Source organism: Arthrobacter sp. Bi26 (genome assembly GCF_918697925.1).
Lineage (GTDB): Bacteria > Actinomycetota > Actinomycetes > Actinomycetales > Micrococcaceae > Arthrobacter.
The window spans coordinates 44,494-56,578 of record NZ_CAKKMF010000026.1 but is presented as its reverse complement, the minus strand read 5'-3'; the positions used below and the strand labels follow the sequence as shown (position 1 = coordinate 56,578).

The window sequence follows — 12,085 nt, the reverse complement described above, 5'->3', positions numbered from 1 at the left end:
GATCCGGCCCCGGCCGCACCGCCCAGCAAACCGCGCCGCCGCCCACGCCACCTGCGCGAACAGATCAGCGGCTGGGGAATGATCGCCCCGGCCGCGGTCCTCCTGCTCGCCTTCGTCTTCCTCCCGGCGATCATGGGCTTCGGCCTGGCATTTACCAACGCCCGGCTTGTTTCCCCGCGGCCCGTTGAGTTCGTTGGCACGGACAACTTCGCGCGGCTCTTCGCGGATCCCACGTTTTGGCGGTCGCTGCTGAACGTCAGCTACTTCGCCGTCGTGGTGGTGCCGGTCCAGTCGGGCCTCGCCCTGGCGATGGCCCTCCTGATCAACAAGAAGTTCCGCGGCGTAAACTTCTTCCGCACCATCTACTTCCTTCCCGTGGTGACGTCCATGGTGGTGGTGTCCCTGCTGTGGATGTTCATGTACCGCAAGGACGGCCTGATCAATGAGTTGCTGTCGACGGCCAGTTTCGGCCTGATCAACGGCCCGGACTGGCTCAACGATCCCGCGACCGCCATGCCGGCCATCATCGCCCTGTCCATCTGGCAGGCCGCGGGTTTCCACATGATCATCTGGCTCGCAGGTCTGCAGAGCATCTCCGGGGAACTGTACGAGGCCGCCCAACTCGACGGGGCCAGCCGCTGGCACCAGTTCCGCTACGTGACCTGGCCCGGCCTCAAACACACGCGCACCCTGGTCCTGGTGACCATCACCATCCAGGCGCTCGGGCTCTTCGACCAGGTCAGCGTCATGACCCAGGGCGGGCCCCTCGATTCCACCACCACCATCATCTACGAGGCGGTGCGCTCCGGCTTCAAGCAGCAGGAGACCTCCTACGCCTCGGCCATCTCGCTCGTGTTCTTCGTGCTCGTGCTGCTGATCTCCGCAGTGCAGCGCTACCTGACCCGAGAGAAGGACTGACGTGAAACAGACACTCAATTCCAAGGGTCTCGGCAGTGCAACGACCATGGCGGTCCGCCTCCTGTTCGCTGCCGTCGCCGCCTTCCCCATCGTGTTCATGATGGTGTCCTCCCTCAAGCCGGACCAGCAGATCTTCGGCGACATGTCCTCGGTGGCAGCGTTCCTGCCGATCGGCAACATTTCGCTGGACAACTACGCAGCCGTGTTCGACCGGGTCCCGGCCGCCCGCTTCCTGATCAATTCCATCGGCATCTCCGCGGTCACGGTGGTGCTCGGCATCTTCATCAACAGCCTCTGCGCGTTTGCCTTGTCCCGCATGGAGGTCCGCGGCAAGCGCGTGGTGTTCACCGCGATCCTCGCCACCCTCATCGTGCCCTTCCAGACGCTGGCGCTGCCGCTGGTGTGGTGGGTCAACCAGCTGCCGTACTTTGAGCTCAACGGGTTCAGCCTCGAGATCTCAAAGGGCTGGCTGGACACCTACCAGGTCCAGATCATCCCTTTCATCGCCAACGCGTTCTCCATCTACCTGTTCCACCAGTACTTCGAGTCCATCCCGAAGGAACTGGACGAGGCAGCCCGGATCGACGGCGCCGGCTGGTTCACCATCTACCGCAAGGTGGTCATGCCCCTCGCGGGACCGGCCACCGCCACCGTGGCCATCCTGACCTTCCTGCCCGCCTGGAACTCCTACCTGTGGCCGCTCATGGTGGTCCAGTCCGAGGAGCTCCGCCCGGTGATGATCGGCATCCAGTACTTCTTCCAGCTCAACGTCTCCTGGGGCGAGGTGATGGCTTACGCGTCCCTCATCACCATTCCCGTGGTGGTCCTGTTCGTCGCGTTCCAGCGATCCTTCATCAACAGCATCGCCTCCAGCGGCGTCAAGGGCTGACCAGCCTCCTCACGCGAAAGCCTGCAAAGAACCCTCATGAAAACACTCACCGAACTCGACTGCCAGTACCGGCCACAGTGGCACTACTCAGCGGAGCGCAACTGGCTCAACGACCCCAACGGTCTGGTCTACTCCAACGGCACCTACCACCTCTTCTACCAGCACAACCCGCACGGCGCTGAATGGGGCAACATGTCCTGGGGCCATGCCACGTCCACGGACCTGCAGCACTGGGACGAGCAACCCGTGGCCATCTGGTGCGATGACCAGGAGGCCATCTTTTCCGGCTCCGCCGTTCTCGATGTCCATAACACCAGCGGTTTCGGCGTCGGCGGAGTGCCTCCGCTGGTGGCCATCTACACCAGCGCGTATTCGCCCGCGTCGCCGCTCGCCGGACGGCAGGCACAGTCCCTCGCCTACAGCACGGACGAGGGCGCCACCTGGACCAAGTACGCCGGGAACCCAGTGCTTGACCGGGCGTCCCCGGACTTCCGTGACCCCAAGGTCTTTTGGCACGACGGTGACGCCGGCAGCTATTGGGTGATGGTCGCCGTCGAGGCTCTCAACCACGAGGTGGTTCTCTACAAGTCGGCGGACCTGTTGTCCTGGGAGTACCTGAGCACCTTTGGCCCCGCGAACGCCACGGAAGGGGTGTGGGAGTGCCCGGACCTGTTTGAACTGCCGGTGGACGGCGATGCCTCAAACACCCGGTGGGTCATGGTGGTAAACCTGAGCCCCGGCGGCATCGCCGGCGGCTCCGGCGGCCAGTACTTCATCGGAACGTTCGACGGCGTGAGGTTCCGTTCCGAAACCACAGTCACCGAAGGCGTGCAGGCCGACGACCGCCGGATGGCCGACTACGGATGGCTCGACTGGGGGCGGGACTACTACGCGGCCGTGTCCTTCAGCAACGTCCCGGACGGCCGGCGGCTCATGATCGGCTGGATGAACAACTGGCAGTACGCCGCCTCAACACCCTCAGACGGCTGGCGCAGCGCGATGTCACTTGTCCGTGAAGTCAGGCTGGTGTCCCGCGGCGGGCGCCCCGTGCTGGTGCAGGAGGCGGTGGACCCGTTCGACAGCGACTGTGCAGAGCCGTTTGCCATGGATCGGCAGCCGTTAGCGGAAGGGGTGACGTGGCTTCCAGCCGAGGCCTGCGGTGATGTGCTGCGAATCGATGCGGAATTCGAGCCGGGCACTGCCAGCAGGGTAGGTCTCGTGCTCCGGGCCGGCAGCGAAACGGACGGTGCATCCGGCTCCAGGTCCGGGCCCGGGGCCGGGGCGCGCATTGTCCTGGCCTACAACTGCCTCACGGCGGAGCTCAGCCTGGACCGGACCGGATCCGGCAACGTGGGGTTCCACGAGGCATTCCCGTCGGTGGAGCGCGTTGCCATGCCATTGGAGGACGGCCGGCTACGGCTCCGGGTCTTCCTGGACCGCTGTTCCGTCGAAGTCTTCGCGCAGGACGGCCTGGCGACCATCACTGATCTGGTCTTTCCTGCACACGCCGGCAACGCCGTCGGACTGCTGGCCGAAGGCGACGGCGGCACCCTGGCGAGTCTGGCCGTCCTCCGTTGACCATCTAAAGCGTTCAACCTCGACCACGGCCCCGCACACCGGTAGAGTTCCCGCATCTGTTCCGGACACTTCTTGGGGGCCATCGTGCTTAAAGGAATCAGCAGGATGACAGGTGCTGTGGCGGGGCTGGTGCTTTCGCTCGGCATGATCGCACCATCGGTGACGGCAGTGGCCGCGGTGGGCTACGACTTCGATTCTGCCGCCAGCCTGCAGGTGGCGGTCAACAAGCACCGGCAGCTGAACCCGGCTGCTTATGTGCCGGGGCAGCTGGTCAGGGTCCAGGGCGAACGCTTGCGGACGCAGGCCGCGGACGCCTACAAGCAGTTTGCCAGAGCCGCCAAAGCGGCCGGCGTGAACGTCATGCCGATCAGCGGCTACCGTTCGTTCAGCGAGCAGGCCAGCCTCTACGACAGCTACGTGCGCCAGTACGGACAGGCGACGGCAGATACCCTTGCAGCCCGGCCCGGCTACAGCGAACACCAGACCGGCCTGGCGATGGACATCGGCAATGCCAGCGGAACCTGCGCCCTGCAAGCCTGCTTCGCAACTACCCCGGCAGGCCAGTGGGCTGCTCAGCACGACTGGGAGCACGGATTCATCATCCGATATCCGGCCGGGGCCGGGGCCACTACCGGCTACACCTACGAGCCATGGCATCTGCGCTATGTGGGACGGGCGATCGCCGAGGATATGCATTGGACCGGGATTAGCACCCTTGAGGAGTACTTCGGTCTGGGCGCGGCCCCGGATTATCTCCCGTAATGGACTCGCTCTTCGCCGTCGTGCGGTGCGCTGTGGGCCGCACGTCACCGGTCAGTGTGTGGAGGCCAACCGCCTGTAGCTGAAGGACTTCAGCGTCAGCGCGCCCCCCGCCGTGGCGGCTTTGATGCTCGGCGTCCCCGCGGAGGGGAAAACGAGTGAGGTCATGGTCTTTTCCCCGCCGTTGATGAAAACCTCCACCGAGCTATAGTCGACGAATATCGATAGCTCCACTTTGCCGTCTCGCGCTGGGCTGACTGCGCGCCGCGATGCCCGATAGTCCGGACTGAGTCCGGCCTTGCCGGTGGCGGCAGCATCAGCCTCGCGGGAGATGAATGCCGATTGGTCGGCAAAGTCATATCCGACAGTCGCGAACGTTTCCCCGTCGCTTCCGAGTTCGATCCTCGCAACGGAACCGTCGTCGTCCGCCGTCCGCTCAAGCGTCACATCGAGCCGGTACGCTCCGCCCTCCGGAGCCGGCAGCTGTCCGGCGCCGTCCTGTGTCAGCCGGCGTTCCCCGGTCGTTGCCACCGGGCCCTCAATGGACTGCATGGCGGCGGAGGGGCTCGACACAAGGGTCGGCGTCCCCGCGATTGTCTTCAGCCGGATGTCGCGCACCATGGAGTCTGCGCCGCCGTGCCAGTCCTCGGTGGGCAACTGCCGGGCGTACGCCCAGTTGTTCATCCACCCGATAGCGTGCCGGGAGGACATCCGCTGGCTTTCGGTGAGCCTCGGATCGTCCCACGTCACGGCTGCGTAGAAGTCGGAGCCGGCGTCGAGCCACTGATGCGGCCCGCCGGACGGGGCGAAGCGCGTTCCGTCCCACTCGCCGGTCCAGTAGGCAACGCCTGTGGTGAATCCCTCGCCGCTCCCGTTCGCGCTGGCCGCCAGGACCCAGGTCCGCTTGGATGGATCACCGTCGAGATCCAGTTGGAAGAGGTCCGGGCATTCGAGGACGCCTAGGCCGGTGCGTTCGACGCCCGAGGCGTAGCGCCAGTTCTTCAGGTCGGGCGAGGTATACATGCCGATTTTGTCGCCTTCGGCCAGGGCCATCACCCATTGGCCGTGGGCTTCATCGCGGATGATCTTAGGATCCCGCCAGTGCGGTTCGCCGGGGTTATCCATGACCGGATTCTGCCTGTACGCGGTGAAGGAGTATCCGTGGTCGGTGGAATAGAACAGGGATTGCCGCTGGATTCCCTGGTCCTGCTGCGTCATGACAGCGATCACGGCTCCTTTGCCAAAGCCGGCCGAGTTGTCATGGTCCACCACGGCGCTTCCGGTCTCGATATCGCCCAGCCCGTTTTTGTACTTGGCGATCGCCACCCCCTCGTCCTTCCAGTGCACCAGGTCTGTGCTGGTCAGGTGGTACCACTCGGTGCCGTTCTCTTTCGGGTAGCCCGCGTTGTAGAGGTAGTAGTAGTGCCACACGCCGTCCAGCAGGATCGGACGCTGCGGATCATTCATCCAGTTCTTCGCGGGCGTGATGTGATAGCTCGGCCGGAACTCGGATGCCCCCTCAGGCCGATCGAAAGCTGAATGCGCCTGCTCGGCCTGGCTCTGGGCGCCCGGACGGGATCCCGTCGCAGGGACCAGCGCCAGCACGACAAGAACGGCCGCGGCCGCTGCTGCGAGCACAATCCAGATCGTCCGAAGGTTTTTCATGACTCAACATTCCTGTTTCTGGCGGAAGCCATCCCGCCCCATCTATGGCCTGTATATGCGGAGGACGGAAGCGCCCGGAATTCCGGGCGCTTCCGCCTCATGACTGCCTATTGCACTACTTGTAAAGGCCGGCTCCGCCGACGTTGAGGTTCGTGGGCAGGTACCCGAACGGGCCAAGGCCGTTCTGGCCGAAGGTGCGGTCAACTGCCGAAACTCCGTTGCGGAAGTTGATCTTCACGGTGGGCGAGAGTGAACCGCCGCGGACACCGTTCACGTTGTCGATGAAGGACTGCACCAGACCGCCCGGCTGCACGTAGTGCGAGTAAGCCTGGAACTGGCGGCCGTTCTGGAGGGGATTCGGTCCTTCGGGCGCGTTGGCCGGCATGTTCAGGTCCGTGGGGGAAGCCAGAGCCAGGCCGCTGTTGTTCATCGGCTGGTAGTCGGAACGGACACCGTTGCCCACGAAGCCGTAGACGCCGTCGGGGCCACGCATTCCGTCAGCGTAGGTGAACTGGTGGCTGATGGTGAACAGGTAGTACTTGTTCTTGCCGTCCTCGTTCTGGATGAAGATCTGCGGGCGCTCGGTCTGGTCGTTGACGCAGTTGGCGGACAGGATCGGCGGCAGGAAGTGCCACTTGGTCAGGTCCTTGTTGTCCGCGACGGCCAGGCCGACATTGGCGGTCTGGAACCAGGAACCGGTCGTGGTGTTCACAGTGTTCGTGGATTCGGCATTCGGATCGCCGGGCTGGTAGCCCAGGTCTTCGTCCTTGCACTTGTAGTCGCCGCGCTTGCCGCCGGTGTTGCCTTCGAAGACCATGAAGGTCTTGCCGGGCTGAGCCGGGTCCGCAAACGTGTACGGGTCCCGGAAGGCAAAGCCCGGGTTCTGCGCCTTGTTCTGGTACATGACACCGTCGGGCTCGAGGAGCTTAGTGTGCTCGAAGCCGTCGAAGCTCACGCCGTTCTGGTCCGCGTGGATGTTGCCCAGCGCCTTGGCAATCACGGCATCAGGGGCGATTCCGCCGCCGCCGGCGTTGCGCTCGGCAACGTCGTAGAACGTGGTTGCCGTGTAGAAGACGTTGACGTTGTCGCCCTGCATGAGACGGGTGGAACCGGACCATTCGGTGTTGCCGATGGAGGTGTTGTCCAGGAACAGGTGTCCACCGTAGTTCCACTTATCCTTGGCCGGGTCGGCGTTGGTCTTGCGGAAGAAATAGCCGATCCGTGCGTTCCAGTGCCGCTGGTCGAAGCCGTATCCGGCGTGGCGATCAGCAACGAGTGAGAAGATGACGTCCCAGCCCTTGTAGCTGATCTGGTTTGCGTTCTCGTCGGTCAGGGACCAGGTGTCCCAAACCCACACGTCGTCGTTCATGGCCGGGAAGTTCTCGGGGATTTCCGGCATGGTGACGTTCGGGCTCATGGAGTTCTGGCCCGGGGACACGGCGGTGCTGCTTTGGGCCATGATCTGCTTGGCATCCGCACGCGTCCACTTGGAGGTGAAGGCTGCGGCGGGATCGAACGACTGCTGGGTGTGCTTCGTGGGCAGGGGGAAGCCGGGCGTCGGAGCCGGCATCTGCCCGCCGCTCGGCGGATCCGAGGGCGTGTTTGCCTGTGCTGACGGAACGGAAAGGAAGACGGAGGCCGCCACGGCCGCCGCCAGTGCCGCGGCGACAGAACGCCACCGCAGCTTCCGGGGTGTATTGGGGTGCTCGTGCATTTTTGCTCTTCTCGCGGAGTGAGACCATTCGTGGAAGACGGGCGTGTGCCCTCATTCCCCGAAACTCCGGCAGCCCCGATGACACCGCAGGCGTCATCGAGGACGCCATTGTGTCGAGGGGGCGGGACCTCGGTAGGGCCCCGCCTGATGGCCCGGGAGGGTGCTGACTTCCCGGACGTTCATCACCGTAGACAGTGCTGGCGAGGATTCAAAACCACATTTCAGGCACGAAAGAGGGCCGGAACGTGAGGCATGTAAGCGCTTGCACAACATTTGCGCGCGCGTGCCACGACTCAAATTTTGTGTCAAATGTTTCACAAAAAATATGCTTTATTTTCTCAGTTGCCCGCTGTTCACCCGTTTGTTCCTCCGTAGTCGTCCGCCATTGCGCCCAACAGGGCCGTCTCAGGCCCAGCGCAAACCAGAGCCCCCGGCCTAGGCCGGGGGCTCTGGTGGACGTCACGTCCAGGCCGACTCAGTGATCTACTGCCACCCGCTTCCGGCTCCGGGAGGGCGCCGCTGCGATGAGCAAGGCTGCAAGCGCCACGGCCGCGCTCAGGATCAGGCCCGGGCGATACTGTTCCAGCATGGCCGCCGCACCCAGGCCGGCGCCGCCGGCGGACGCATTGCCGTGACCGCTGACCATGGCGGTGGTGACGGCGAGAACCAGTGCAGCCCCCACCTGGGTGCTGGTCTGGATCAGGCCGGCCGCCAAACCCTGCTCAGAGTTCCGGATGCCCGCGGTGGCCTGGACGTTGATTGACGGAAAGGCCAGGGCGAAGCCGACACCCAGCAGCAGAACTGAGGGCAGAATGTCCGTCACGTAGTTGGGCGACGTGCCCACCCGCAGAAACAGCAGATAGCCGAGCGCCAGCGAGGACAAGCCGGTCAGGATCAGCCGCGGTGCGCCAAACTTGTCGATGAGCCGGTCAGCGAAAGGTGCGCTCGAGGCCACCAGCAGGCCCGTGGGAAGAAGCGCCAGGGCCATGCCGAGGGGGCTCCATCCCAGCACGGACTGCAGGTAGAGCGTGAGGATGAACTGGAAGCTCAAATATGAGCCGAACAACCCCACGGCGCTGAGGTTCGCCCGCGCCACCCAACCTTCCCTGAGGATGCTGAACCTGATCAAGGGGTGCCTGACGCGGTTCTCGATCACCGCGAAGGCTGCCAGCACCGCTGCCGAGGCCACGAATCCGGCGATAGTTGCCACAGATCCCCAACCGTTCCCGGGTGCCGCGACGAGTGTGTACACGAGCCCCAGCATGCCGGCGGCGAGTGTGACGGCACCCCAGAGGTCGTGCCCGCTGTCATGATTACTGCCCTCGGCCTTGCTGGCGGCGTTGTCCCGCGGGATGTATTTCAGGCCAAGAATCACGACGGCGACCGCCACCGGTACCGAAACCAGGAAGGTCCAGCGCCAGCTCAGAGCAGTCATCAGGCCCCCGACGACCAGACCGAGTGAGAAGCCGCTGGCGCCGAAGGTAGTGAAGATGGACACGGCCCGGTTGCGTTCCCGACCTTCCGCGAAGTTGGTGGTGATGATCGAGAACGCGGCAGGAGCGGTGAACGCGGCAGCTAGGCCCTTGAGGAAGCGGGTGCCGATCAGCAGGGCGGGGTCATCCACCAGGCCGCCGAGCAGGGAAGCTGCGGCGAAGACGCTGAGCGCGATCAAAAAGATGCGCCGCCGCCCGAGCAGATCGGCCATCCGGCCGCCCAGCAGAAGAAGGCTTCCGTAACCGAGCACGTAGGCGGAGACGATCCACTGGAGCGACTCGGTTCCCAGGTGAAGTTCAGTGCCGATTGAAGGCAGTGCCACACCGACCATGGATACGTCCAGCGCATCGAGCGCCAAAACGGTGCACAGGACCAGGAGCAGCATCCACTGCGCACGGCTCCAGCGGACGGGAGCAAGCCGGTCTCCGGCAGGTCTTTGAAGAGTGGAAGTTGAGGTCATGGCACTAATTTATATGACACGTCATTGAATGACAAGGAATATTATGACGTGGACTTTTATTTCGCCATGAACTAGAATTTCGGCATGGCAACACCGCAGGACCGCCAGCTGGTTGAGCAATGGCGCAGCATCCAGACCACGTACTTCCGCACCGCGGCGGCGATCGACCGCGCCCTTGAGTCGCGGTTCAACATCGGCCTGACTGAGTTTGAAATCCTGGATCTCGTGGCCGAAAGCGAAGACGCGGCGTGCCGGATGAAGCAGCTGGGTGAGCGCACCCCCATGACCCAGAGCGCCATGTCCAAGGTGGTGGATCGGCTCGACAAGGCCGGACTCATTTCCCGCCGCTCCTGCCAAGATGACCGGCGCTCACTCTTTCTGGAACTCACCGACGCCGGCCGTGCGCTCCACCGGGAAGCCGCGATCGAACACCGTGCCCTGCTCAAGGAAAACCTCGCCTGAGCCGGCAGAGCCAGGATTTGCCGCGACGCGACCTCGCTTATCACCTCTCCGTGATGCACACCCCTAGCCTGCCCGCATGGGTGGATCACCGCTGCCCCGGTGGCTGGACATGCGAGGATCGGGGTATGGAATACACCCCCGAGGTCCTCCGCTATGCGGCCTTTTCCACGACGCCAAACGGCGGCAACCCCGCCGGACTGGTGCTGGATGCCAGCCATTTGGACGATGCCGGGATGCTGGCGGTGGCGGCCGCCGTCGGGTATGCCGAAACAGCCTTCGTGACGGAGCCGGGCGTCGGCGGGGACCCGCGCCGGAGCCGGGTTCGGTACTTTTCGCCGATCGCGGAGGTGCCATTCTGTGGCCATGCGACGATTGCGCTGGCCGTTGCGCTGAGCGCCCGCGACGGGGCAGGATCCTTCACCTTTGACACTCCTGTCGGCCCCGTCGTCATCGAAACTGCGGGCGACGGCGCCGACATCACCGCCTCGTTCACCGGGGTTGAACCACAGCTGGCCGCATTCGACGACGACGTGCTGGCTGACCTTCTGGGCCTGCTCGGCGTCGGGCTGGCCGATCTCGATCCCGCCTACCCGCCGCGGATCGCGTATTCGGGGAACTGGCATCCGGTGCTGGTCTTCGCCGACAGCAACCTTTTCGACTCCTTTGGCTTCGACCCGGAGGGGGTGCGCCGGCTTATGGATGCCCAGGGCTGGGCCGCCACGGTAGCCGTCCTGCACCCGGTGGCAGATGGCGATTTCGAAGCCCGGAATCTGTTCCCCGTGGGAGCCATCACGGAGGACCCGGCAACAGGGGCCGCCGCGGCGGCAGTCGGCGCCTACCTGCGCATCCTGGGCCTGGTGGAGCCCCCGTCGAGGGTCCTGATCCACCAGGGACGGCACGTCGGCCGGCCAAGCGTACTCACAGTGGACATTCCCGCTGCCGGCGGAATAGTGGTCAGCGGCAGGGCCGTCCGGATCCCCGCCGCTACCGGCAGCAGCTGACTTGTTTAGCTGTTGCCGGTGTAGACGAGACTGTCGGGGTCGATTTCGTGAGCCGGGGCATCCGCAAGTCCCTGCGGGGACAGATCCATGTCCATAAGCCCGGGTGGTTGATTGTGGGCCGTGGAATGCCCGGTGGTGGATGTGCTGTGGTTGGTCACGGTGTGCCCCTAATACTTTGTTGGATACAGACCCCGGATGATGCTGCCTGTCATGGGCGGGGTATTTCCATCTGGAACCCGCACCGGCACCGCAGAACACGCGTCCGGAGATAGTCGCCCAGAATATCCGGAGTCCCGGCATGAGTGGAAACCGGCCGGTGCGCGCTGCGCCGCTCGGGGTCCACCGCTGACATCGGCTCCTGGCAGTGGCGGTAGGTCTCGTCCCTATGGACGGCGCCGCTGCTGTTCCCATTCGGCCCCGGGATGGCTGCGAGAAAGGCCGCGGTCGTAGCCACCACGTGCGAGCTGCCGCAGTTCGTGCAGCTAATGGCGGCCGCGAGGATTTCCCGCTGCGGATTCATCGTCGTGACGGAGTCCAGGAGGAGGTGCCGGTCGGTGTCGCATGTCGCACACCATGGCCGGCGGCCTCGGGGCTGGTGGGCATCCCGGGGCAGGTACGTGCTTGACGTGATTGTCATCCGGGTCAGACCAGACCCGGGTAGCTGGCCAGGATGTAGTCCGCTGCGGCCGGTCCTTTCATGCGGAGGCCGTTGCGCTTGGGATGGATCTGCTTCTCCTTCATGGCCGCCCAGAAGGCATCTTCCGGGCGGGGTGTGGCCTGGCTCAGGAAGCACCAGCTGGTGTAGAGGCCGTAGAGGCAGTCCCGGCCCAGGGAGTGGTCGGATGCAGGGTCTTGGGTAGTGGCTTCCTGCAGGAATTGGTCGTATTGAGAAGTTGCCATGAGTGGCTCGTTTCCTCGCGGTGCATTTTGTGCCGCCGTGTGGCTACAGCAGCTAAGCGTCAAGGCCGTGCACGGGGCGCTGAAGCGTGATCCCGGACTCTACGTCACCGCAGATCCGGGGCAAAGCGTTGCTGGGATGGCAATCCGCGTGGCCGCGGAAACCAGACAAAACAACTTCTCTACAGTGTAGACTGTAGGCGTAGACTACACATTAAGCAACCTGCTTATTGTCTTGGAAATGCGAC

General features: G+C 64.3%; 11 protein-coding genes. 6 read left to right on the top strand and 5 right to left on the bottom strand.

Annotation, left to right across the window (positions count from 1 at the left end; genetic code table 11):
- The 4 genes from LQV16_RS09245 to LQV16_RS09230 form a co-directional block, all read left to right on the top strand.
- On the top strand, nucleotides 1–918 hold a 918-nt coding region (locus LQV16_RS09245; protein ID WP_229993591.1), incomplete at its 5' end, for a sugar ABC transporter permease.
- Nucleotides 919–964: 46 nt separating this feature from the next.
- Nucleotides 965–1,807 carry a carbohydrate ABC transporter permease gene (locus LQV16_RS09240; protein ID WP_229993595.1) on the top strand — a complete coding sequence of 281 codons (843 nt, stop codon included), beginning with the start codon at nucleotides 965–967 and terminating at the stop codon, nucleotides 1,805–1,807.
- A gap of 36 nt (nucleotides 1,808–1,843) precedes the next feature.
- Nucleotides 1,844–3,385: a glycoside hydrolase family 32 protein gene (locus LQV16_RS09235; protein ID WP_229993590.1), complete on the top strand. Its 1,542-nt coding sequence runs from the start codon at nucleotides 1,844–1,846 to the stop codon at nucleotides 3,383–3,385.
- A gap of 105 nt (nucleotides 3,386–3,490) precedes the next feature.
- Nucleotides 3,491–4,147 carry a M15 family metallopeptidase gene (locus LQV16_RS09230; protein WP_229993589.1) on the top strand — a complete coding sequence of 219 codons (657 nt, stop codon included), beginning with the start codon at nucleotides 3,491–3,493 and terminating at the stop codon, nucleotides 4,145–4,147.
- 51 nt (nucleotides 4,148–4,198) lie between these two features.
- Here LQV16_RS09230 and LQV16_RS09225 read toward each other — a convergent pair whose 3' ends face one another.
- The 3 genes from LQV16_RS09225 to LQV16_RS09215 form a co-directional block, all read right to left on the bottom strand.
- Nucleotides 4,199–5,809 (bottom strand): glycoside hydrolase family 32 protein, encoded by a 1,611-nt coding sequence (locus LQV16_RS09225; RefSeq protein ID WP_229993588.1) that lies wholly within the window; start codon nucleotides 5,807–5,809, stop codon nucleotides 4,199–4,201.
- Nucleotides 5,810–5,924: 115 nt separating this feature from the next.
- A complete protein-coding gene (locus tag LQV16_RS09220; RefSeq protein WP_229993587.1) occupies nucleotides 5,925–7,523 on the bottom strand; it encodes a glycoside hydrolase family 68 protein in 1,599 nt (532 codons plus the stop codon).
- 475 nt (nucleotides 7,524–7,998) lie between these two features.
- Nucleotides 7,999–9,477, bottom strand: coding sequence for an MFS transporter (locus LQV16_RS09215; protein ID WP_229993586.1), 1,479 nt, complete (start codon nucleotides 9,475–9,477; stop codon nucleotides 7,999–8,001).
- Nucleotides 9,478–9,561: 84 nt separating this feature from the next.
- Here LQV16_RS09215 and LQV16_RS09210 point away from each other — a divergent pair, with 84 nt between their 5' ends.
- Together LQV16_RS09210 and LQV16_RS09205 are read left to right on the top strand one after the other, a co-directional pair.
- Nucleotides 9,562–9,939 carry a MarR family transcriptional regulator gene (locus LQV16_RS09210; RefSeq protein ID WP_229993585.1) on the top strand — a complete coding sequence of 126 codons (378 nt, stop codon included), beginning with the start codon at nucleotides 9,562–9,564 and terminating at the stop codon, nucleotides 9,937–9,939.
- A gap of 125 nt (nucleotides 9,940–10,064) precedes the next feature.
- The gene (locus tag LQV16_RS09205) at nucleotides 10,065–10,940 is read left to right on the top strand and encodes a PhzF family phenazine biosynthesis isomerase (RefSeq protein ID WP_229993584.1); all 876 of its coding nucleotides are present in this window, start codon (nucleotides 10,065–10,067) and stop codon (nucleotides 10,938–10,940) included.
- A gap of 5 nt (nucleotides 10,941–10,945) precedes the next feature.
- On the opposite strand, the gene LQV16_RS09200 is transcribed toward LQV16_RS09205, so the two are convergent.
- Complete coding sequence (locus LQV16_RS09200) at nucleotides 10,946–11,098, bottom strand: hypothetical protein (RefSeq protein ID WP_229993583.1); 153 nt, start codon at nucleotides 11,096–11,098, stop codon at nucleotides 10,946–10,948.
- Nucleotides 11,099–11,582: 484 nt separating this feature from the next.
- On the bottom strand, nucleotides 11,583–11,840 hold the full coding sequence (locus tag LQV16_RS09195; RefSeq protein WP_229993582.1) for a hypothetical protein: 258 nt from the start codon (nucleotides 11,838–11,840) through the stop codon (nucleotides 11,583–11,585).
- Between the last annotated feature and the right edge of the window lie 245 nt (nucleotides 11,841–12,085).